Genomic DNA, 21,482 nt, shown 5'->3' with positions numbered 1-21,482 from the left:
TGACGACGGCGACGCGGCAGTGCCAGCGGCAGCGCCGGTGGCGGCGGTGGTGGCGGCGGTGGCGGCGGCGGTGGCGGCGGGCGCGCTGGTAGGGACGCGGGCTCACGGGATGCGCAGCTCACAGGGGCGCCTCGCCATGGTGATTCGTCCGCCACTGGATCTTGATGCGCCAAGGCCAAACAAACCCACCCAGCTTCCCAAGATCCGCACGGCCAGCGGGCCGACCCGCGGCCAGCGGACCAACCCACGGACGGCAGACCAACCCACGGACGGCAGACCAACCCACCGACAGCGAACCAACCCACCGACAGCGGACCAACCCCGGACAGCGAACCAACCCACGGACAGCGGACCGACACGCGGACGGCGGGCCGACCCGCGGCTGCCTCGATGGTGGCGGGAGGTCGTGGCGGCACCAGGCTCACGTGACGCGCAGCTTGCACGACACGGATCACCCCCTCAGCCAGGATCCCGGACCAGAATGCGGACCGCCCGCGCCTGGACGATCGCATCCTCCAGCACGCTCCGGCGAGGCTCCGGCACGTCCAGGAAGCGCTCACTACGCAACTCCACCAGCCCCCGCAAAGTCGGGAACGCCAGGATCGTGTCCACCGCCGTGTGGTCGCCGCCGGTCACCAGGGCGCTCAGGGTGCGTACCTCCGGCAGGAGCAGGCGTGCCGCGATGCCGGCGCCGTCGGCAGCGGCCGCTCTGGCCTGGTTGTCGCGCCGGCGCGCGAAGCGCTGCTGGGACCATCCGCCAGCCGCCGTGCGACCCTGCACGTAGTGGGTGTCGACCTTGGACACCAGCAGTCTCGCGCCGGACGCCACGCCGACCGCGACGGCGCCCTTGCGGGCCAGCAGCAGGCCCAGCCGGCGGGGCTTTCCCGCCTGGCTGCGCAGCTCTTCGAGGTCGTCCGTGGCCGGCGCGCCGGGTGGGGCGGTCAGTTCGGCGGTCGCGCCGTCCTCGGCGGTCAGCAGCAGGCCGGTGGCCGTCCACGGCCCGTGCCGGCCGGCGAAGTTCTCCAGCCAGCGTCCGAGCCGCTCGGGGGCGACGTCCACCCATCGTCCGCCGCCGGCCGCCGGTCTCGCGCTCATGACTGCCACCCTACGGTGGCATGATCGCCCCATGTCCCGACCGTTGGCCGATGATCTGCTGGGGCGCCTGGTCGCGCGCTTCGAGGCCGCCCGTGATCCGGTACGGGCCGAGGCGGCCGCGGCGTACATGCGTGACCAGTTCGCGTTCCTCGGCCTGCCGGCGCCGACTCAGCGGGCGCTCGCCCGCGCGGCTGTCGCCGGGTTGCCCGCGCCGGCCGAGGCGGACCTGCGGGCGGTGGCGCTGGCGTGCTGGGAGCTGCCTGAGCGGGAGTACCAGTATTTCGCCTGCGACTGGCTGCGCGCGCACGTGAGCGTGCCGGGGCCGGGTTTCCTCGCCACCGTCCGGACGCTGATCGTCACCAAGTCGTGGTGGGACACGGTCGACCCGCTGGCCACCCGGGTCGTGGGCGGGCTGGTCCGGCGGCACCCGGCGCTGGTCGCGGAGCTGGACGCGTGGTCGGTGGAGGGCGACCTCTGGCTGGTCCGTACGGCGATCCTGCATCAGCTGCATTACGGGGCGGAGACCGACACCGGGCGGCTGTTCGGCTACTGCACGCGGCAGGCGGGTCACCGGGACTTCTTCGTGCGCAAGGCGATCGGGTGGGCGCTGCGCCAGTACGCCCGGACGGATCCGGAGGCGGTGGCCCGTTACGTCGCCGAGCACCGGGACCGGCTGTCGCCGCTGTCCGTGCGCGAGGCCACCAAGCATCTCTGAGCGGTCGCCACCGGCCGCGGGTCAGGCGACCAGGGCCAGGGCCAGCACCGCGATCACCGCGCTGGACACCAGCGCCGTGATCAGCCGGCCGCGTTCGCCGGTCAGCAGCCGGCCGACCAGGGCGCCGCCGCCGGCGATGAGCAGTTGCCAGCTTGCCGAGGCCAGGAACGCGCCCGCCACGAACCACACCCCGCCGCCGGTCCCGCCCCGGCCCAGCACCAGCGCGGCGAAGTAGACGACGGTGGCCGGGTTGAGCAGGGTCAGCCCGAGCACGGCCAGGTAGGCCCGCGTCGGCGTGGTCGTGTCCGTCATCGCGGCGGCCGGAACGCCCGCTTGCGGGGCGGCCGGAATGAGCGGCTCCGGCGCGGCCGGCCGGTCCGCGGCGCGCTTGCGCAGCGCCGCCCGGGCCGTGTGGGCCGCCAGCAGCACCAGAATCACCGCCGCCGCCCAGCGCAGCGGCGTCGCGATCGGCTGGATCGCCGCGGCCAGCGCCGCCCCGCCCAGCACCGCGATCAGCGCGTACACCCCGTCCGCGCTGGCCGCGCCCAGCCCGGCCGCCGCGCCGACGCGCAGGGACGTGCGGGCGGTCAGCCCGGCGATCAGGACCGCGATGGCGCCGACGGGCACGGCGACGCCGTAGCCGGCGACCACGCCGGCCCAGAACGCCGCGCTCATGGCACGCGGGCAGCGACCGCCGGGCCGGCGACGACGCGCTGCTGTCGCGCGGCCCGGGCGGGCGCGGCGGCAGACAGGGTCGGGTGCGGGCTCGTCTCGGTCACGTCGCCATGATGGCCGGGCCGCGCCGGTGGAGGCCACCGCTTTTCGCCGTTAGGGTGCCGACCATGGGTGTGGTGGCGGAGCTGGTCCTGATCCGGCACGGGCAGAGCGCGGCCAACGTCGCCTTCCCGCGCGCCGACGAGCGGAACCTGCTGGACTCCGGGCTGACCGGCCGGGACCCCGACGTGGAGCTGACCGGGCTCGGCGTCGAGCAGGCCCGGGCCCTCGGGCGGTGGCTGGCGGGACTGCCCGCCGGCCGCAAGCCCGAGGCGGTGATCACCTCTCCCTACCGGCGGGCGCGGGAGACCTGGCGGATCGCCGCCGAGGGGCTCGACCTGCCCGGGCCGGGCACCGACGACCGGCTGGTGGACCGGCTCACCGGGGAGCTGGAGATGCTCACCCGGGCCGCGGTCCGGCAGCGCTTCCCGGACGAGGCGGACCGCCTGGCCGAGGCCGGCGAGTACGCCTACCGGCCCCCGGGCGGCGAGACCTTCGGCGACATCGCCGAGCGCCTCGCCTCCTTCCTGGCCGACCTCAACCGCGACCACGCGGGCCGGCGGGTGCTCGTGGTGGCGCACGACGCGGTGGTGCTGATGGCGCGGTTCGTCATCGAGGGCCTGGACTGGGACAGCCTGGCCGCCCTGGTGGAGCGGGGTGGCCAGGTGCGCAACGCGTCGATCACCGCCTTCCGGGCGGAGTCGGGCCGGCTGGTGCTGGATCGCTACAACGCGGTCGACCACTTGTAGGCGCTATTCGGTGTCCGTCCAGGCGAGGAACTGCTCGACCGCCTCGCGGTCGCCGTCCACCTCGACGTCCTCCGGCGGGATCCGCTTGTAGAGGGTCAGCACCAGGTCGCTGGCCGCGCCGCGCACGGTGGCCAGGGGCTCGCCGCCGGCCGCCGGGCTCGCCTTGGCGCCCGCCGGGGTCAGGTCGACCAGCCAGGTCGGGCCCTCCACCGCCGACAGCGCGATCCGGGCCGGGCGGTGCGGCCAGGCGCCGAGCGAGCCGAGGGTCACCACCAGCAGCTCGTCGATGGTGTCGACCGCGACCGCGGCCGGGACCGGCTCGGCCTTGCCGGCCGACGCCTGGGCGTCCCAGGCGTGCACCGCCGCCTCCTGGACCTGGTGGCGGGCCACCGCGCCGGAGGTCATCGGCGCCTCCGAGGCGCCCCACCACGTCCAGCAGTCGCGGTCGGGGCCCGCCACCCGGAGCGCGTCGATCAGCAGCCGGGTCGACTCGGCCGACCATTCCACCAGGTCGCCGGCCGGCTCGGCCTCGGCGAACGCCGGGGCGCCGTCGGCGGGGCCGGCCGCCACCACATCGGCCCAGAAGCGCTGGACGTTGCCCAGGTGGGCGACCAGGTCGCGCAGGCTCCAGTCGGGGCAGCCGGGCACGCGGGCCCCCGGGTCGGCCGTCGCCACGGCCTGCCGCAGGGCGGCCGAGCGCTCGGCGACGAGGTCCAGCAGTTCGGGGAAGGGCAGCGGCGAAGTCATCCCAGTGGTCTACCACCCGCGTGCGACAAGAAACGGCTCAATGCGACTCGCGGCTCACCGCGTCACCGCTGGAGCCGACGAGGAAGTCCAGGTCGGCCCCGACCTCCGCGCCCAGGACGGTGTCGACGTACAGCTTCTGCCAGCCGCGCGACGGGCGGGCCAGCGCCGCCCGCAGCGCCGCGGACGGTTCACGGGCGGCCAGTTCGTCGTCCGGCACGTCCACCGTGAGCCGCCGGTTGTCCACGTCCAGGACGATCCAGTCGCCGTCGCGGACCCGGTCCAGCGGTCCCCCGGCCGCGGCCTCCGGCGCCACGTGCAGCACGACCGTCCCGTACGCCGTACCGCTCATCCGCCCGTCGCAGACCCGGACCATGTCGCGGACGCCGGCCTGCAGCAGCTTCCGGGGCAGCGGCATGTTGGCGACCTCGGGCATCCCGGGGTAGCCGCGCGGCCCGCAGCCGCGCAGCACCAGCACCGAGTTCGCGTCGACGTCGAGGTCCGGGGCGTCGATGCGGGCGTGGAAGTCCTCCACCGAGTCGAAGACCACCGCCCGGCCGCGGTGCCGCAGCAGGTGCGGGCTGGCCGCGGCCGGCTTGATGATGGCCCCGGCCGGGGCCAGGTTGCCGCGCAGCACGGCGATGCCGGCCTGGGGCAGCACCGGCTTCTCCCGGCCGCGGATGACGTCCCGGTCCCAGATCTGCGCCTCGGCCAGCGACGCGACGAACGGCCGGCCGGTCACGTCGATCGCGTCCGGGTCGAGCAGGTCGGCCACCTCGCGCAGGACCGCGGCCAGGCCACCGGCCCGGTAGAGGTCCTCCATCAGGTACTTGCCGGCGGGCTGGAGGTCGACCAGCAGCGGCACGTCGGCGCCGACGCGGTCGAAGTCGTCCAGGGTGAGCGGCACGCCGAGCCGGCCGGCGATGGCCAGCAGGTGCACGACGGCGTTGGTGGAGCCGCCGAGCGCGGCCAGCGCGACGATCGCGTTGTGGAACGAGCCGGCGGTCAGCACCCGGCTGGGCCGACGGTCGGCGGCGACCATCTCGACGATCAGCCGGCCGGTCTCGTGCGAGCGGGCCAGCAGCCGGCTGTCCGGCGCCGGGGTGCCCGCGGTGCCCGGCAGCACCGTGCCGAGCGCCTCGGCGAGCAGTCCCATGGTCGAGGCCGTGCCCATGGTGTTGCAGTGCCCGCGGCTGCGGATCATCGACGACTCGGACTCCAGGAACGCGGCCTGGCTGAGCGTGCCGGCGCGGACCTCCTCGGAGAGCCGCCACACGTCGGTGCCGCAGCCCAGCGGCGTGCCGCGGAACGTGCCGGTCAGCATGGGACCGCCCGGCACCACGACGGCCGGCAGGTCGACGGAGGCCGCGGCCATGAGCAGCGACGGGATGGTCTTGTCGCAGCCGCCGAGCAGGACCACGCCGTCGACCGGGTTGGCCCGCAGCATCTCCTCGGTGGCCATCGCGGCCATGTTGCGCCAGAGCATCGCGGTCGGGCGGACCTGGGTCTCGCCGATCGACACCACGGGCAGGTTGAGCGGGACGCCGCCGGCCTCCCAGATCCCCCGCTTGACGTGCTCGGCGACCTCGTCGAGGTGGCTGTTGCAGGGGGTCAGGTCGGAGGCGGTGTTGGCGATCGCGATCTGCGGGCGGCGGCCGTCGAGGGCGGAGTCGGGCAGGCCGCGGCGCATCCAGGCGCGATGGATGTAGGAGTTGCGGTCCTGGCCGGCGTACCACTGGGCGCTGCGGAGCTCAGGCATGTGAACTTCCAATAATCGGAACGCTGGGTGCGTATCTGGAATATCAGGTACCGTACGCCGGTGCCCCCGAACAGCGCACCCCCCTTGGTCGGGACGGACCGGGTGCTCGCGGTTCTCACCGAGCTGGCCCGGCACGCCGACGGCGCCTCCCTGGACGAGATGACCCGGGCGGCGGCCAGCCCCAAGCCCACTGTGCACCGGGCCCTGGCCTCCTTGTGCCGCTTCGGCTTCGCCGCCCGCGACGGCCACGGCCGCTACGTGCTGGGCGACGAGTTCCTGCGGCTGGCCTTCGCCCACCACGAGGCCCGCCCCGACCACCTGCGGATCGCGCCGGTGCTGACCGCGCTGACCGAGCGCTACGGGGAGACCGCCCACTACGCGGTGCTCGACGGGCACACGGTGGTCTACCGGGCGAAGGTCGACCCGGCCGCCGGCGCGCTGCGCCTGACCTCCACGGTCGGCGGGCGCAATCCGGTGCACTCCACGGCGGTGGGCAAGCTGCTGCTGGCGTACGCGCTTGGCGACGACGACGCCGTGCGGGCCTGGGCCGCCGAGCGTCCCCTGGCCCAGCGCACGCCGCACACCCTGACCAGCCCCGACGCCCTCGCCGCGGAGCTGCGGACGATCCGCGCCCGCGGGTACGCCGTCGACGACCAGGAGAACGAGCCGGGCATCGTCTGTCTCGCCGTACCGGTGTTCCTGACCTCGCCGACCCGGCCCACCGGCGCGGTCAGCGTCTCCGCGCCGGTCTCCCGCACCCCGCTGGCCACCCTGGTCGCCGAGGTGGAGGCCATCCGGGCGATCGTGGCGGCCCGATGAGGTGGACCGCCACGGTCGCCTCCGCCGAGAGCTTCACCCTCGGTGAGGGCCCGCTCTGGGACGCGCCGCGTGAGCGGCTGCTCTGGGTCGACGTCGACGCGGGCACGGTGCACGAGGGACGCCTCGACCGCGACCGGGTGGTCGTCACCGGCTCGCGGCGCCACGACCGCACGGTCGGCGCGGTGGTCTGCTCGGCCGCCGGCGAGCTGCTCGTCGCGGGCGCGCAGACGCTGCTCACCAATCCGCAGACCCGGATCGTCCCGGCCGGGGAGCGCCGCCGCCTGAACGACGGCGCCTGCGACCCGGCGGGCGTCTTCCTGGTCGGCACGCTCGCGCTGGACGACCCCCGGGGCACCGAGATCCTGGTACGGGTGGAGCGCGACGGCTCACTGACCACGCTCGACGACGACCTCAACCTGTCCAACGGGCTCGCCTGGAGCCCGGACGGCACGCTGCTCTACAGCATCGACAGTGTCCCGGGCCTCGTCCGGGTCCGCTCCTACGACGCGGCGACCGGCGCCGTCGGGCCCCGCCGGGAGTGGCTGCGCATCGCCGACGGCCTGCCCGACGGGTTGTGCGTGGACGCCGAGGGCCACCTGTGGATCGCCATCTGGGGCGCCGGCGAGGTACGCCGGTTCACCCCGGACGCCCGGCCGGCCGGGGTCGTCACCGTGCCCGCCCCGCACACCACCAGCGTCGCGTTCGCCGGTCCGGGGCTGAACCGCCTGCTGATCACCACGGCCACCGCCCACCTGAGCGCGAGCCGGCTGGCCGCGTACCCGCTGTCCGGCCGGCTGTTCCTGGCCGACGTCGGCGTCGCCGGGCTGCCGGTGACCCCGTGGGCCGGCCCTACCCCTGGAGAGACATGAAGCTGATGCGCATCGGCGACGCCGGGCTCGAGCGGCCCGTCGTCCGCGTGGACGACCAGACCTACGTCGACGTCGCCGACCTGGAGGCGCTGGTCTTCGCCGCGCCCGGGGAGTTCCGGCAGGCGGTCGAGCAGCGGATCGCCGAGGGGCGGGTACGGCGCTTCGCCGGGGAGCGGGTCGGCGCGCCGATCCCCCGCCCGCACCAGATCCTCTGCATCGGGCTGAACTACCGCGACCACGCCGCCGAGACGGGCCAGGCCGTGCCGGCCGAGCCGATCCTGTTCACCAAGCCGCCGAACACCCTGGTCGGGCCGTACGACGACGTCCGGCAGCCGCGCGGGTCGACCAAGCTGGACTGGGAGGTCGAGCTGGGCATCGTGATCGGCCGGCGGGCGAGCTACCTGGACGACCACGCCGCCGCCCGCGAGGCCATCGCCGGCTACCTGGTCAGCAACGACATCAGCGAGCGGGCCTTTCAGATGGAACGCGGCGGGCAGTGGTCCAAGGGCAAGTCGGCCGAGACGTTCAACCCGGCCGGGCCGTGGCTGGTCACCCCGGACGAGATCGCCGACGTGTCCGCGCTGGGCCTGTGGCTGGACGTCAACGGCGTACGGCGGCAGACCGGCAGCACCGCCACCATGGTCTTCGACCCGTACGAGATCGTGCGGTACCTGAGCCAGTTCCTGGTGCTGGAGCCGGGCGACCTGATCAACACCGGCACCCCGCCCGGCGTCGGCATGGGCTTCGACCCGCCGGTCTGGCTGCGGCCGGGCGACGTCATGGAGCTGGGCATCGACGGGCTGGGCAGCCAGCGCCAGACCGTGGTGGCGCCCCGCTGATGCGCGCCTTCGTGATCACCGGGCCGGGCGCGGCCGAGGTCCAGGACGTCGAGCCGCCCGTGGCCGGGCCCGGCGAGGTGGTGGTCGACGTCGAGCGGGCCGGCGTGTGCGGCACCGACGCGGAGTTCTTCAGCGGGGCGATGTCCTACCTGCACACCGGCCAGGCGCGGTACCCGGTGCGGATCGGCCACGAATGGTCCGGCACGGTCAGCGCGGCCGGGCCCGGCGTGGACCGCAAGTGGCTCGGGCGTCGGGTCACCGGTGACACCATGCTGGGCTGCGGGCGCTGCGCGCGGTGCCGCTCCGGGCGGCAGCACGTCTGCGCCGACCGGTACGAGATCGGCATCCGCAACGGCTGGCCGGGGGCGCTGGCCGAGCGGCTGCCCGTACCGGTGAAGGCTCTGCAGGCGCTGCCCGACCAGGTCGACGCGGCGCTCGGCGCCCTGGTCGAGCCGGCCGGCAACGCGCTGCGCGCGGTCCGCGGGGCGGCGCTGCCGCCGGGCGGGCGGCTGCTGGTCCTCGGACCCGGCACGATCGGCCTGCTCACCGCCCAGATCGCGGCCGCCCAGGGCGCGGAGGTGCACCTGCTCGGGCGCAGCCCGGAGTCGCTGGAGTTCGCGGCGGCCGTGGGCTTTCCCCGGGCCTGGACCACCGAGACGCTGCCGGACCTGCCCTGGGACGCGGTCATCGACGCCTCGAACGGGCCGGAGTCGCCGGCGCTCGCCGCCGACCTGGTCGAGCCCGGCCGGCGGGTCGTCTACGTCGGCCTGGCCGGCGAGCCCAGCCCGGTCGACTCCCGGACGCTGGCCCTCAAGGACGTCACGGCGGTGGGCGTGCTCAGCGGCTCCGGTGGCTTCGCCGGGACGGTGGAGCTGTTCGCCTCGGGCGAGGTGGACCCGCGTCCGCTGATCGCCGCCACCGTGGGCCTCGACGACGTCGCGGCCGCGCTGGCCGGTGAGCGCCGGCCGGGCTGGGGCGCCGGTCCCAAGATTCACGTCGACCCGAGGAGTTGAGATGTCGGAGTTCGAGGGCCGCACTGCCATCGTCACCGGAAGCGCCAGCGGCATCGGCGCCGCGACTGTCGCCCTGCTGCGCGAGCGCGGCGCCCGGGTCGCCGGGCTGGACCTCCACGAGCACGACTGCGACCTGCCGGTGGTCTGCGACGTCGGCGACAGCGCGTCGGTGGACGCGGCCGTCGCCACGGTGGCCGAACGGTTCGGCCGCATCGACATCCTGATCAACAACGCCGGGATCGGCGCGGTCGGCGACGTCACCGCCAACAGCGACGACGAGTGGCACCGGGTGCTCAACATCAACGTGGTCGGCATCGCGCGGATGTCGCGGGCCGCGCTGCCGCACCTGCTGGCGTCGCCCGGCGGCGCGATCGTCAACACCTGCTCGATCGTGGCGCCGGTCGGCGTGCCGCAGCGCGCCCTGTACGCGGCCAGCAAGGGTGCGGTGGCCGCGCTGACCCTGGCGATGGCGGCGGACCACGTTCGGCAAGGGGTGCGGGTCAACGCGGTGGTGCCCGGCACGGCCGACACCCCGTGGGTGGCCCGGCTGCTCGCCGCCGCGGACGACCCGGCCGCCGCCGCGGCCGCGCTCCGCGGCCGGCAGCCGACCGGGCGGCTGGTCACCGCGGCCGAGGTCGCGCACGCGATCGCCTACCTGGCGAGCCCGCTGGCCTCGGCGACGACGGGCACGCTGCTGGCGGTGGACGGCGGCTTCACCGGGGTACGCCTGCCGAGCTGAGGACAACGGCGCGCATCGACGTTTGTTAGCGTCGCTACCTGTCATCGGCATCTGATCATCGGGGGACCCATGTCAAGATTGCGCGCCCTGGCCGGCCTTGTGGTGCTGGCCCTCACGGGAACGCTGCTCACGCCCAGCGCGGCTGCGGCCGCCGCGCCGTTGCGTGTGTCCATCACCTGCGACCCGGCCACCGGCGTCGTCACCACCGCGGCCACCGGCAACCTGTTGGCGCCCGGAACGCCCACCGCGGTCGTCGTCGAGTTCCAGCGCCGGGGCGGCACCCGGGTCACGGCCACGACCTCGACGACTTTGGCGCCGCTGCCCCAGCCCTTCACGGTCAAGGCCACCACCACGAGTTCCGGCGACATCACCGCGACCGGCTACACCGGGGCCTTCGACCCGGCGGCCACCCTGTACTACCGGGAGCAGCTGGTCGTGACGTTCCGCAACGCCACCTCCGGCGTCACCTACGCCACCCGCGAGGCGACCTGCGACCAGGACCGACGCACGACGGTCACCCTGACCTGCGATCCGGCCGCCGGCACGGTGACCGCCGCGTTCTCGGGCGTCGACGGCCGGGCCGGCTCCGCCAACGGCGCCGGGCGCCCGGCACGCCTCGGTTACCACACCGCGCGGACGGTCCAGCAGCGCAAGAGCGACCCGAGCTTCCGCACCGAGCAGTTCTGGCCGTACTGGAACGTCGAGCGCGCTCTCACCCAGGCGGCCGACGGCACGTGGACCGACCCGGGCTACGTCTTCACCCCGAGCTACACCAACCCGTACCTCTACGCCGAGGAAGTGACCGTGGGCATCTACGACGCGTACGGCGCCGTGGTCGGCTGGGGCACCGCCAAGTGCACGCTCATCGACGGCTCGGTGCCGGCCGCCGCCTGAGACGCGGAACGCCGGGTCAGCGAGCTGACCCGGCGTTCGTGGAGCGGCACGACCTCAGACGTTGAAGCCCAGCGCCCGCAGCTGCTCCCGGCCGTCATCGGTGATCTTGTCGGGGCCCCACGGCGGCAGCCACACCCAGTTGATCCGGAAGTCCTTGACCAGCCCGCCGCCGGGGCCGGTGGTCAGCGCCTGCCGGGTCTGGTCCTCGATGACGTCGGTCAGCGGGCATGCCGCCGAGGTCAGCGTCATGTCCAGCGTCACCACGTTGTCGTCGTCGACGTGGGCGTCGTAGACCAGGCCGAGGTCGACCACGTTGATGCCCAGCTCGGGGTCGACGACGTCCTTCATCGCCTCCTCGATGTCGGCCACGGTCGGCTTCGAGACGACCGTGCCGGCCGGGTCGGCCGCGCCCGCGCCCGGAGCCACGGCCGCCACCGTGTCGGCGTCCGCGCCCGCGGTACCGGCCGCTGCCGCGTCGGCGTCCGCGACCACCGGGGCCGTCGCGTCGTCGGGGCCGGCCGTGTCGGCCGCGTCCGAGGCGATCTCCGCCAAAGTCCTGTCGGTCATGATGACTTCACCTCCGGGCTCGCGCCCACACCGGCGCGCGCCGCGGCGTCCTTGAACGCCATCCACGGCAGCAACGCACACTTGACCCGGGCCGGGTAGCGCGCCACGCCGGCGAACGCCACCCCGTCCCCGAGCACTTCCTCGTCGGGCTCGATCTGGCCACGGCTCTGCATGAGCGCGACGAACGCCTCCTGCACCGGGGCCGCCTCCTCCACCGTGCGGCCCTGGAGCAGCTCGTGCAGCACGGACGCGGACGCCTGGCTGATCGAGCAGCCCATGCCGTCGTACGAGATGTCCGTCAGGGTGCCGCCGTCGACGGCGACCCGGATGGTGACCTCGTCCCCGCAGGTGGGGTTGACGTGATGCGCCTCGCCACCGTACGGGGCCCGCAGGCCCTTGCCGTGGGGGTGCTTGTAGTGGTCCAGGATGATGTCCTGGTACAGCTGGTCGATCATCAGACGAACACCTTCCGCACCTGCTCCAGGCCCCGCGCCAGAGCGTCGATCTCGTCGGTCGTCGTGTAGAGGTAGAACGAGGCCCGGGTCATCGCCGGGACGCCGAAGCGCGTGCACACCGGGCGCGCGCAGTGGTGCCCCACCCGCACCTCGACCCCGAGGTCGTCGAGGATCTGCCCGACGTCGTGCGGGTGCACCCCGGCCACCTCGAACGAGACCGTGCCGCCGCGGCCCTCCGGGGTGCCGGGACCGAAGATCCGCACCCCCGGGACGTCCGCGAGCGCCTTCAGCGCGTACGTCGTGATCTCCTGCTCGTGCCGGTGGATGTTCTCCATGCCCAGCGCGGTCAGGTAGTCCACCGCCGCGCCGAGGCCGATCGCCTCGGTGATCGGCGGGGTGCCGCCCTCGAAGCGCGCGGGCGGCGCGGCGAACGTGGTGCCCGCCATCGTCACGGTCTCGATCGTCGACCCGCCGGCCAGGAACGGCGGCATGGCCGCGAGCAGCTCCGCCCGGCCCCAGAGCACGCCGATGCCGGTCGGGCCGAGCATCTTGTGCCCGGTGAAGGCGATGAAGTCAGCGCCCAGCTCGACCACGTCGACCGGGAAGTGCGGCACCGACTGCGAGCAGTCGAGCAGGACCAGCGCGCCGACCTGGTGGGCCCGGGCGACGATCCGCGCCGGGTCGTTGATCGTGCCCAGGATGTTGGACATGTGCACGACCGAGACCAGCTTGGTGCGCTCGTTGACCAGCTCGTCCAGGGCCGACTCGTCGAGCCGGCCCTCGTCGGTGACGCCGAACCAGCGCAGGGTCGCGCCGGTGCGCTGACAGAGCAGCTGCCACGGGACCAGGTTGGAGTGGTGCTCCATCTCGGAGACCACGATCTCGTCGCCGGGGCCGAGCTGCAGCAGATCCGCCGACGTGTACGCCACCAGGTTGATCGCCTCGGTCGAGTTCTTGGTGAACACGACCTCGTCGGGGCTGGGCGCCCCGATGAAAGCGGCGATCTTCGCGCGGGCGTCCTCGTAGGCCGTGGTGGACTCGGTGCCGAGCGTGTGCACGGAGCGGGACACGTTGCCGTTGTACCGCTCCTGGTGCGCGCGCATGGCGTCGAGCACCTGCCGCGGCTTCTGCGAGGTGTTCGCGCTGTCCAGGTAGACGAGCGGGTGCCCGTTGACCTCCCGGTCCAGGATCGGGAAGTCGGCTCGCACCCGCGCCACGTCGAAGGTCATGATCGCCCCGGTCCTCAGGCCCGCGCGCCGGCCACGTACCGCTCGTAGCCCTCGGCCTCGAGCTGCTCGGCGAGCTCCGGGCCGCCCTCCTGGACGATCTTGCCGGCGACGAAGACGTGCACGAAGTCCGGCTTGATGTAGCGCAGGATGCGGGTGTAGTGGGTGATCAGCAGCAGGCCGGCCTCGCCGGACGCGCGGACCCGGTTGACGCCCTCGCTGACGATGCGCAGCGCGTCGATGTCGAGGCCGGAGTCGGTCTCGTCGAGGATCGCCATCTTCGGCTTGAGCAGCTCGAGCTGCATGATCTCGTGCCGCTTCTTCTCACCGCCGGAGAAGCCCTCGTTGACGTTGCGCTGGGCGAACGCCGGGTCCATCTGCAGCTTCTCCATGGCGCCGCGCAGCTCGCCGGCCCAGGTGCGCAGCTTCGGCGCCTCGCCGTCGATCGCCGTCTTGGCGGTCCGCAGGAAGTTGGCCACCGAGACGCCGGGGACCTCGACCGGGTACTGCATGGCCAGGAAGAGGCCGGCGCGGGCGCGCTCGTCGACGGTCATCGCGAGGACGTCCTCGCCGTCCAGGGTCACCGTGCCGCCGGTGATCTGGTACTTGGGGTGCCCGGCGATGGAGTAGGCCAGGGTCGACTTGCCGGAGCCGTTCGGGCCCATGATGGCGTGCGTCTCACCCGCCTTCACGGTCAGGTCGACACCGGCCAGGATCGGCTTCAGCTCGCCCTCGGGCAGCTTGACCGACACCTGCAGGTCGCGGATCTCGAGGGTGCTCACGGGTTGACTCCATTACTCGGCGTGGTCGAAACGTAGATGTCGCCGTCGCGGATCTCGACGGGGAAGGTCGCCACCGGCTCGGTGGCGGGCAGGCCGGTGGGCTCACCGGTACGCAGGTCGAAGCGTGAGCCGTGCAGCCAGCACTCGAGGGTGCAGCCGTCGACCTCACCCTCGGAGAGCGCGACGGCGGCGTGGCTGCACTCGTCCCGGACGGCGTAGAACTGGTCGTCGTCGGCGTGCACGACGGCGACGTCCACGCCGCCGATCTCCGCGGTGATCACCGAGCCCTTGGCCACATCCGTGGCCGGGCCCACCAGCTCGAAGCTCATGAGCCGGCCTTCGCCAGCCGCGCCTCGATGGCGTCGCCCAGGCGCTCGCGCAGCTCCTCGACCGGGATCTTGTTGATCAGCTCGGCGAAGAAGCCGCGGACGACCAGCTTGCGGGCCTCGGCCTCCGGGATGCCCCGGGCCATCAGGTAGAACAGCTGCTCGTCGTCGAACCGGCCGGTCGCGCTGGCGTGCCCGGCGCTGACCACCTCGCCGGTCTCGATCTCGAGGTTCGGCACCGAGTCGGCCCGGGCGCCGTCGCTGAGCAGCAGGTTCCGGTTGATCTCGTACGTCTCCGTGCCGGTGGCGGCCGCGCGGATCACCACGTCGCCGACCCAGACGGTGTGCGCCGACCGGCCCTGCAGCGCGCCGCGGTAGCCGACGTAGCTGCGGCAGTCGGGCACGCTGTGGTCGACCAGCTGGCGGTGCTCGATGTGCTGGCCGGCGTCGGCGAAGTACAGGCCCCAGAGCTCGGCCTCGCCGCCGCGGCCCGCGTACTCCACGCTGGTGAACTGCCGGACCAGGCTGCCGCCCAGGCTGACCTGCACGTGATTGACGCGGGCGTCGCGGCCCACCCGGAACTTGACGTGCTGGGCCTGCACCGTCTCGGCGTCCCACTCGGTGAGCGTGACGAAGGTGAGCTGGGCGCCGTCGCCGATGACCACCTCGACGTTGTCGGCCAGCGTGGCCGTGCCGACCTGCTCCAGCACGACGGTGACCTGCGCGAAGTTGCCCACGCGGACGTAGGTGCGCGCGGCCGCGGCCGCGGCGCCCTGCCCGACGACGCGGATGACCACCGGCTCGGCCGCGACCGTGTCGGCCGCGACGTCGATCAGCGTCACGCCCGCCGCGGCGCCGAAGGCCAGCGCGCTGACCCGGTCGAACGGCGTCAGCACCGGCTCGACCTTGCCCGCGTCGACCTGCGTCAGCGACACGCCGGCCGGCAGGTCACCGGGCGCGAAGCCCGGCGCCGCGCCGGTCAGCGTGGTCGCCGTGACCAGCTCCTTCAGGCGCTTGACGGGCGTGAAGCGCCACTCCTCCTCCAGGCCGGTGACGGCCGGGAAGTCGGTGACGTCGAAGGAGCGCAGCACCTGCGACTTGGTGCTCGGCGGGGCCATGGCCTCGGTAGTCATCTCGTCCTTTGCGTCTGCGTTACGTGGGCTGCGGGCTTCTTTAGCCCACAGCACCTTCCATCTGGAGCTCGATCAGGCGGTTCAGCTCGAGGGCGTACTCCATCGGGAGCTCCTTGGCGATCGGCTCGATGAAGCCGCGCACGATCATCGCCATGGCCTCGTCCTCGGTCAGGCCCCGGCTCATCAGGTAGAAGAGCTGGTCGTCGCTGATCTTGGAGACGGTGGCCTCGTGACCCATCGCCACGTCGTCCTCGCGGATGTCCACGTACGGGTACGTGTCCGAGCGGGAGATCGTGTCGACCAGCAGCGCGTCGCACTTGACCGTGCTGGCGCTGTGGTGCGAGCCCTCCATGACCTGCACCAGGCCGCGGTACGAGGTGCGGCCGCCGCCCCGGGCGATCGACTTGCTGATGATCGACGAGGAGGTGTGCGGCGCGGCGTGCACCATCTTGGCGCCGGCGTCCTGGTGCTGGCCCTCGCCGGCCATCGCGACGCTCAGCACCTCGCCCTTGGCGTGCGGGCCGGTCATGTAGACGGCCGGGTACTTCATCGTCACCTTGGAGCCGATGTTGCCGTCGACCCACTCCATGGTCGCGCCCTCCTCGCAGGTGGCGCGCTTGGTGACCAGGTTGTACACGTTGTTCGACCAGTTCTGGATGGTCGTGTACCGGCACCGGGCGTTCTTCTTGACGATGATCTCCACGACCGCGCTGTGCAGCGAGTCGGAGGAGTAGATCGGGGCGGTGCAGCCCTCCACGTAGTGGATGTAGGCGCCCTCGTCGACGATGATCAGCGTCCGCTCGAACTGGCCCATGTTCTCGGTGTTGATCCGGAAGTAGGCCTGCAGCGGGATGTCGACGTGCACACCCTTCGGCACGTAGATGAACGAGCCACCCGACCACACCGAGGTGTTGAGCGCGGCGAACTTGTTGTCGCCGACCGGGATGACGGTGCCGAAGTACTCCTTGAAGATGTCCTCGTGCTCGCGCAGCGCCGTGTCGGTGTCGAGGAACAGGACGCCCTGCTGCTCGAGGTCCTCACGGATCTTGTGGTAGACGACCTCGGACTCGTACTGGGCCGCGACACCGGAGACGAGGCGCTGCTTCTCCGCCTCGGGGATGCCCAGCTTGTCGTACGTGTTCTTGATGTCCGCGGGCAGGTCGTCCCAGGAGGCCGCCTGCTTCTCGGTCGAGCGCACGAAGTACTTGATGTTCTGGAAGTCGATGCCGGTCAGGTCGGCGCCCCAGTTCGGCATGGGCTTGCGGTCGAACAGGCGCAGGCCCTTGAGCCGCAGGTCGAGCATCCACTGCGGCTCGTTCTTGAGCGCCGAGATGTTGCGCACCACGGCCTCGGACAGGCCGCGCTGGGCGGTCGCCCCGGCGGTGTCGGCGTCGGCCCAGCCGTATTCGTACTTGCCCAGGGCGGCGAGGTGCTCTTCCTGGGTGACGACGGGCTGGACGATCTGCTCGGTCATCTATCTGTCCTCACAGTGGTGGCGGTTGGATCGGTTGTGCTGACCGCGCGCGGCGGGGTGGGGATGTGCGTGGTGCACACCCCGTCGCCGTGCGCGATGGTGGCCAGGCGCTGCACGTGGGTGCCGATGAGCCGCGAGATGAGCGCGGTCTCGGCGTCGCACAGCTGGGGGAACTCGGCGGCGACGTGCGCCACCGGGCAGTGGTGCTGGCACAGCTGCCCGCCGGACGCGATCGTCGTCGCGTTGGCAGCGTAACCCTCGGCGCTCAGGGCCTCGGCGAGCGCCTCCGCCCGCGCGATCGGGTCGTCGCCGGCCTCCAGCATCGCCGTGCGGCAGCGCTCCTCCAGGGCCGTGACCTGGGCGGTGGCGAAGGCGGTGACGGCGTCGGGCCCGCCGTGCTCGGCGATCCAGCGCAGCGCGGCCGTGGCGATGCCGTCGTAGAAGTGCGGGAAGCCCTCGCGGGCGGCGGCGGTCAGCACGAAGGCCTTGGCGGGCCGGCCCCGGCCGCGCGGGCCCTGCGGCCGGGTCTCGCGGACCTCGACGAGCTGGTCGGCGAGCATCGCCTCGAGGTGCTTGCGGATGGCCGCGGAGCTGAGCCCGAGCCGGGCGCCGAGCTCGGCCGCGGTGGCGGCGCCGCTCTCGAAGAGCAACTGGGCCACGCGGTCACGGGTGCGCGCGTCGGCGGAGGGGGCCACAACGGCCACTCCCCTGTTCCGCGCCAGCACTCCGTTTTTCACTACGCCAACGTTACGTATTTCGGGGAGCCGCTGCAAACCGGGGTCCCGGTGATCCAGGACACCGCCCGCCCCGGCCGCGCTCAACCAAGATCAATTTCGGGCGTACGATGCCGGAGGTGAGCAATCGCACCCTCCTGCGCCCACTGGCCCTGGCCTCGCTGACCGCCAACATCGCCCTGGTGGTCACCGGCGCGGCGGTCCGGCTGACCGGCTCCGGCCTCGGCTGCCCCACCTGGCCCCGGTGCACCGAGGAGTCGTACACGACGACCCCCGAGATGGGCATCAACGGCGTCATCGAGTTCGGCAACCGGGTGCTCGGCATCGTCCTGGGCCTCATCGCCCTGGCCTGCTTCGTGGCGGCGCTGCTGGAACGCCCCCGGCGCACCTCGCTGGTCGTGCTGGCGCTGGTGGCCGGCCTCGGCATCCCGGGCCAGGGGGTGATCGGCGGCATCACCGTGCTGACCGACCTCAACCCGTGGGTCGTCGGCCTGCACTTCCTGCTGTCGATGGCGCTGATCGCGGTGACGTACGCGCTGTGGAAACGCACCTTCGAGGGCGACCGGCCCCGCCGCTCCCTGGTCCCGGCACCCCTGCCGGCGCTGGCCCGCCTGACGGCAGTGGTGAGCGCGGCGGTGCTCGTGCTGGGCGTGGTCGTGACGGGCAGCGGCCCGCACGCCGGGGACGAGAACGCCAAGCGCAACGGCCTGGACCCGGAGGCGATCTCCCAGGCCCACGCGGACGCGGTGTTCCTGCTGATCGGGCTGTCGGTGGCGCTGTGGTTCGCCCTGCGCGCGGTGCGGGCCCCGGGGGCAGCGATCCGGGCGGCGGGCCTCCTGGTCGTGGTGGAGCTGGCCCAGGGCCTGATCGGCTTCGTGCAGTACTTCACCCACCTGCCGGTGTTGCTGGTGGGAGCGCACATGCTCGGCGCCTGCCTGGTGTGGGTGGCGACGTTGAACGTGCTGTGGCGGCTGCGGGAACGGCCCTTCCATGAGCCGCCGGCTGCTCCGCTGCCCGCCGAGCACCCGACGACGGCTCCGGCGCCGGCGCCGGTCGCCTGAACGGCCCGTTCGGCGTCCGGGCGCTGGTGATCCGGGGCACGGATGGTGCCCCCCGGAGGAACACGGCAGGGCGTGGACAGGCTCAGAGCGGGATACGCCGCTGGGCGGTATGCCGCGCATCCGGCATTCACCGGCGCACGTTTCCTGGGCGATCAGACGGCCGAGTGAGAGCGGCCGCGTGTCAGCTGAGGCCATAGCCGCCCTTGTCGATGGGCCGATGCCGCGTCGACAGTGACGGGGGTGCGATGAGCGTGATCTCTGCTTGCCGGCGACGAGCGTGCACGCGAGTGGCCGCCCTCCCCCGGTCTCGGCGGAAGTGCCCCCGCGCCCGCCGGTGGATGATCACGACGAGGCGGTGGCCGCGACATCAGCGGGATGCCGTGGCGCGGACACGACGGGCTGCCGACTCGCCTCGCCGGCCCACTCGCCTGGATCTTGAGGAGCGCGGTTCACTCTGCGCACCACCCATGCTCCAAGATCCGTGCGCGGGTCGGGCGCGGGCAGATCTTGTGGAGCAGTGGCGGGTTGAGCCGGCTGAGCGCCACAAGATCCGCGGCGACGAAGCCCGAGCAGGCCGATCTTGATGGCGCCGGGGCACGCAGGAGCCGCAGCCGCCACAAGATCCACGTGACTAGGAAGCGGCTGGATCCCGTGGGACGGTGCACGACAACGCGACGGGGCGGCGCTGGCTGCCAGGCGGCGCTGCACGGCGACGCCACGCTCGATGCCGTGACACCCCGGCGACGCCGCCCTCGATGCCCGGGCACCCCGGCGACGCCACCCTCGATGCCCGGGCACCCGGCGACTCACGCTCGATGCCGTGACACCCCGGCGACACCACCCTCGATGCCCCGGCACCCCGGCGACGCCGCGCTCAATGCCGCGGCACCCCGGCGACGCGGTGCCGGGTGGTGCACACGGCGTGACACAGGGTCGGGCGGTATGCGACGGCGCGGTGCCAGGTCCCGCCGTGCGCGGCTGCGCAGCCCTGTCGCGACGGGCATACCCGGCTAGTGCCGAGCAGTTATCCGCCCCCAGGCCCGACAACCAGCACTGGAACACAGCCCGCACACGAGAGCGACCCGGGAAGAATCCCGGGCCGCTGGCGGATGAGGGTCTGTATGTCGATCGGAGCTCCGGCTCAGCGCGCCATGCTGCGGCGCGACATCGAGCGCCACAGGTCGTTGCTCGGGCGCATCTGCTCCATCAGCTCGCGCTCCCACGCGTTTTCCACTTCGACGCCGGCTGTCTCGCACGCCTTGCGGGCGACGTCGGTGCCGTCGGCGGCGAACTGGTCGGTCCACTCGCCGTCCTCGCCGACCAGGACGATGCGGGCGCCCCGCTTGCCGACGTACTCGATGACCGCTTTCGCGCCGCCGTGGCCGACAGCGAACGACTTGATGTCGGCGGTCAGTGTCGTATCGGAACCTTCTGCCATGACTCGCAGCCTAGGCAGACTTGTGGCCTTGGCAAGCACACCAGGTGCGATTTTGTGATGGCAATTACCTGCGGGTTTAGCGCGTACAGGCATTGTTTTGGGCGAATACCGCCCGAATTGCACCGCAGGTCAGGTTCCGCCGAACGAGGTAAGGGGCGTGACCTCGGTAACCCGCATATCGGGCATAACGCTCACCCATTGCGGCGGTCAGACGAGGGCGTCGACCGCTACCGCGATGAAGACGATCGTCAGGTACGTGTACGACCAGTGGAACAGCCGCATCGGCTTGAGCGGCTCCCCGCGGCGCGAGCGCAGCACCAGCTTCACCGCCTCGGCCAGGAAGATCAAGCCGGTCACCACGGCCGTGACGCCGTAGATCGGGCCCAGCCCCAGCGGCCACGCCACCAGCGACGACGCCAGCATCAGCCCGGTGAAGACGAGGATCTCGGCGTTCACCCGGCCGGCCGAGCGCACCACGGGCAGCATCGGGATGCCGGCGCGGGCGTAGTCGTCCTTGTACTTGATGGCCAATGCGTAGAAATGCGGCATCTGCCAAAAGAACACAACCGCAAAAAGCGCCCAACCCAGCGCGCCGACCGAGCCCGTGACCGCGGCCCAGCCGATCAGCACCGGAGCCGCGCCGCAGATGCCGCCCCAGAAGGTGTTGGCCGGGGTGCGCCGCTTCAGCCAGAGCGTGTAGACCACGTCGTAGTAGAAGATGGACGCCGCGGTCATCGCCGTGGCGAGCCAGTTGGTGAAGGCGCCCATCAGGACCACCGACACCACCGCCAGCACCAGGCCGAAGATCAGCGCCGAGCGCGGGGTCACCGTGTGCGCCGGCAGCGGGCGCCGCTTGGTGCGCCGCATCAGCTGGTCGATGTCGCGGTCGATGTAGCAGTTGAGCGCGCTCGCCGCGCCCGCCGCCAGCGAGCCGCCGACCAGCACCACGGCCATGAGCCACAGGCTGGGCCAGCCCTCGGCCGCCAGCATCATGGCCGGGACGGTGGTCACCAGCAGCAGCTCGACGATCCGCGGCTTGGTCAGCGAGACGTACGCCCGGACGACGGCGCCGATGTCGCGACGACCCCCGGGCCGGCCCGCCGCGGGCGGGTCCGCCTCGAGAAGACCGGGCGACCGCCCCTGGTCGGGACGCTCGGTGATCATGCTCACGGACAGCCACCTTCCGGCATCGGCGAGGGTGTGGAACTTCAGCGAGGCCGAGGGGACCGGCCGGCACGTTCGATCAGACTACGCGCAGCCCGGGGCGCACTCCGGTC

Annotated in this window: 23 protein-coding genes; 9 read left to right on the top strand and 14 right to left on the bottom strand. The window is 72.8% G+C overall.

Going from position 1 to position 21,482, the window contains the following annotated elements:
* Positions 1 to 459 precede the first annotated feature (459 nt).
* Complete coding sequence (locus Ani05nite_RS01155; protein WP_203763130.1) at positions 460 to 1,095, bottom strand: acVLRF1 family peptidyl-tRNA hydrolase; 636 nt, start codon at positions 1,093 to 1,095, stop codon at positions 460 to 462.
* A 31-nt stretch (positions 1,096 to 1,126) separates the two neighbouring features.
* On the opposite strand from Ani05nite_RS01155, the gene Ani05nite_RS01150 reads away from it, so the two are divergent.
* The gene (locus tag Ani05nite_RS01150; RefSeq protein ID WP_203763114.1) at positions 1,127 to 1,810 is read left to right on the top strand and encodes a DNA alkylation repair protein; all 684 of its coding nucleotides are present in this window, start codon (positions 1,127 to 1,129) and stop codon (positions 1,808 to 1,810) included.
* A 21-nt stretch (positions 1,811 to 1,831) separates the two neighbouring features.
* Here Ani05nite_RS01150 and Ani05nite_RS01145 read toward each other — a convergent pair whose 3' ends face one another.
* The gene (locus tag Ani05nite_RS01145; protein ID WP_203763111.1) at positions 1,832 to 2,485 is read right to left on the bottom strand and encodes a LysE family transporter; all 654 of its coding nucleotides are present in this window, start codon (positions 2,483 to 2,485) and stop codon (positions 1,832 to 1,834) included.
* A gap of 167 nt (positions 2,486 to 2,652) precedes the next feature.
* Between Ani05nite_RS01145 and Ani05nite_RS01140 the strand changes: the two genes are divergently transcribed.
* Entirely contained in the window at positions 2,653 to 3,333 is a 681-nt protein-coding gene (locus tag Ani05nite_RS01140; RefSeq protein ID WP_203763108.1) for a histidine phosphatase family protein, read from the top strand.
* A 3-nt stretch (positions 3,334 to 3,336) separates the two neighbouring features.
* On the opposite strand, the gene Ani05nite_RS01135 is transcribed toward Ani05nite_RS01140, so the two are convergent.
* Both Ani05nite_RS01135 and Ani05nite_RS01130 read right to left on the bottom strand, forming a co-directional pair.
* A complete protein-coding gene (locus tag Ani05nite_RS01135) occupies positions 3,337 to 4,080 on the bottom strand; it encodes a maleylpyruvate isomerase family mycothiol-dependent enzyme (protein WP_203763105.1) in 744 nt (247 codons plus the stop codon).
* A gap of 37 nt (positions 4,081 to 4,117) precedes the next feature.
* Positions 4,118 to 5,836 carry an IlvD/Edd family dehydratase gene (locus Ani05nite_RS01130; RefSeq protein WP_203763101.1) on the bottom strand — a complete coding sequence of 573 codons (1,719 nt, stop codon included), beginning with the start codon at positions 5,834 to 5,836 and terminating at the stop codon, positions 4,118 to 4,120.
* 60 nt (positions 5,837 to 5,896) lie between these two features.
* Between Ani05nite_RS01130 and Ani05nite_RS01125 the strand changes: the two genes are divergently transcribed.
* From Ani05nite_RS01125 to Ani05nite_RS01100, 6 genes are all read left to right on the top strand, one after another.
* Positions 5,897 to 6,655 (top strand): IclR family transcriptional regulator, encoded by a 759-nt coding sequence (locus Ani05nite_RS01125; RefSeq protein ID WP_239129079.1) that lies wholly within the window; start codon positions 5,897 to 5,899, stop codon positions 6,653 to 6,655.
* Positions 6,652 to 7,524, top strand: coding sequence for an SMP-30/gluconolactonase/LRE family protein (locus Ani05nite_RS01120; RefSeq protein WP_203763098.1), 873 nt, complete (start codon positions 6,652 to 6,654; stop codon positions 7,522 to 7,524). Before Ani05nite_RS01125 ends, Ani05nite_RS01120 begins: the two co-directional genes overlap by 4 nt.
* Positions 7,521 to 8,363, top strand: coding sequence for a fumarylacetoacetate hydrolase family protein (locus tag Ani05nite_RS01115; RefSeq protein ID WP_203763095.1), 843 nt, complete (start codon positions 7,521 to 7,523; stop codon positions 8,361 to 8,363). The genes Ani05nite_RS01120 and Ani05nite_RS01115 overlap by 4 nt, the downstream gene beginning before the upstream one ends.
* Positions 8,363 to 9,376 carry a zinc-dependent alcohol dehydrogenase gene (locus tag Ani05nite_RS01110; protein WP_203763092.1) on the top strand — a complete coding sequence of 338 codons (1,014 nt, stop codon included), beginning with the start codon at positions 8,363 to 8,365 and terminating at the stop codon, positions 9,374 to 9,376. Before Ani05nite_RS01115 ends, Ani05nite_RS01110 begins: the two co-directional genes overlap by 1 nt.
* A 1-nt stretch (position 9,377) precedes the next feature.
* Positions 9,378 to 10,115, top strand: coding sequence for an SDR family NAD(P)-dependent oxidoreductase (locus Ani05nite_RS01105; RefSeq protein WP_203763089.1), 738 nt, complete (start codon positions 9,378 to 9,380; stop codon positions 10,113 to 10,115).
* Positions 10,116 to 10,184: 69 nt separating this feature from the next.
* Positions 10,185 to 11,009, top strand: coding sequence for a hypothetical protein (locus Ani05nite_RS01100; RefSeq protein ID WP_203763086.1), 825 nt, complete (start codon positions 10,185 to 10,187; stop codon positions 11,007 to 11,009).
* Positions 11,010 to 11,063: 54 nt separating this feature from the next.
* Here the strand turns inward: Ani05nite_RS01100 and Ani05nite_RS01095 are convergent, their stop codons facing one another.
* From Ani05nite_RS01095 to Ani05nite_RS01060, 8 genes are all read right to left on the bottom strand, one after another.
* Positions 11,064 to 11,444 (bottom strand): metal-sulfur cluster assembly factor, encoded by a 381-nt coding sequence (locus Ani05nite_RS01095; protein ID WP_377880056.1) that lies wholly within the window; start codon positions 11,442 to 11,444, stop codon positions 11,064 to 11,066.
* Positions 11,445 to 11,572: 128 nt separating this feature from the next.
* Positions 11,573 to 12,034, bottom strand: coding sequence for a Fe-S cluster assembly sulfur transfer protein SufU (gene sufU / locus Ani05nite_RS01090; protein WP_203763136.1), 462 nt, complete (start codon positions 12,032 to 12,034; stop codon positions 11,573 to 11,575).
* Positions 12,031 to 13,260: a cysteine desulfurase gene (locus Ani05nite_RS01085; RefSeq protein WP_203763080.1), complete on the bottom strand. Its 1,230-nt coding sequence runs from the start codon at positions 13,258 to 13,260 to the stop codon at positions 12,031 to 12,033. Before Ani05nite_RS01085 ends, sufU begins: the two co-directional genes overlap by 4 nt.
* A 14-nt stretch (positions 13,261 to 13,274) precedes the next feature.
* On the bottom strand, positions 13,275 to 14,039 hold the full coding sequence (gene sufC, locus Ani05nite_RS01080; protein WP_203763077.1) for a Fe-S cluster assembly ATPase SufC: 765 nt from the start codon (positions 14,037 to 14,039) through the stop codon (positions 13,275 to 13,277).
* Positions 14,036 to 14,368, bottom strand: a complete 333-nt coding sequence (locus Ani05nite_RS01075; protein WP_203763072.1) for a non-heme iron oxygenase ferredoxin subunit — start codon at positions 14,366 to 14,368, stop codon at positions 14,036 to 14,038. Before Ani05nite_RS01075 ends, sufC begins: the two co-directional genes overlap by 4 nt.
* Complete coding sequence (sufD, locus tag Ani05nite_RS01070) at positions 14,365 to 15,498, bottom strand: Fe-S cluster assembly protein SufD (RefSeq protein WP_203763069.1); 1,134 nt, start codon at positions 15,496 to 15,498, stop codon at positions 14,365 to 14,367. Before sufD ends, Ani05nite_RS01075 begins: the two co-directional genes overlap by 4 nt.
* 40 nt (positions 15,499 to 15,538) lie before the next feature.
* A complete protein-coding gene (gene sufB / locus Ani05nite_RS01065; protein ID WP_203763066.1) occupies positions 15,539 to 16,972 on the bottom strand; it encodes a Fe-S cluster assembly protein SufB in 1,434 nt (477 codons plus the stop codon).
* Positions 16,969 to 17,709, bottom strand: a complete 741-nt coding sequence (locus Ani05nite_RS01060) for a helix-turn-helix transcriptional regulator (protein ID WP_203763063.1) — start codon at positions 17,707 to 17,709, stop codon at positions 16,969 to 16,971. Before Ani05nite_RS01060 ends, sufB begins: the two co-directional genes overlap by 4 nt.
* A gap of 116 nt (positions 17,710 to 17,825) precedes the next feature.
* Here Ani05nite_RS01060 and Ani05nite_RS01055 point away from each other — a divergent pair, with 116 nt between their 5' ends.
* Positions 17,826 to 18,767, top strand: a complete 942-nt coding sequence (locus Ani05nite_RS01055; protein ID WP_239129077.1) for a COX15/CtaA family protein — start codon at positions 17,826 to 17,828, stop codon at positions 18,765 to 18,767.
* 1,141 nt (positions 18,768 to 19,908) lie between these two features.
* Here the strand turns inward: Ani05nite_RS01055 and Ani05nite_RS01050 are convergent.
* Together Ani05nite_RS01050 and Ani05nite_RS01045 are read right to left on the bottom strand one after the other, a co-directional pair.
* On the bottom strand, positions 19,909 to 20,205 hold the full coding sequence (locus tag Ani05nite_RS01050) for a hypothetical protein (RefSeq protein ID WP_203763057.1): 297 nt from the start codon (positions 20,203 to 20,205) through the stop codon (positions 19,909 to 19,911).
* Between the two features lie 207 nt (positions 20,206 to 20,412).
* Positions 20,413 to 21,375 carry a heme o synthase gene (locus tag Ani05nite_RS01045; protein ID WP_377880046.1) on the bottom strand — a complete coding sequence of 321 codons (963 nt, stop codon included), beginning with the start codon at positions 21,373 to 21,375 and terminating at the stop codon, positions 20,413 to 20,415.
* Between the last annotated feature and the right edge of the window lie 107 nt (positions 21,376 to 21,482).

It is taken from the genome of Actinoplanes nipponensis, assembly GCF_016862275.1.
In the GTDB taxonomy this organism is placed as follows: Bacteria; Actinomycetota; Actinomycetes; order Mycobacteriales; family Micromonosporaceae; genus Actinoplanes; species Actinoplanes nipponensis.
Note: the sequence above shows the minus strand (reverse complement) of the source record. Positions and strands in the feature narration are given on the sequence as shown.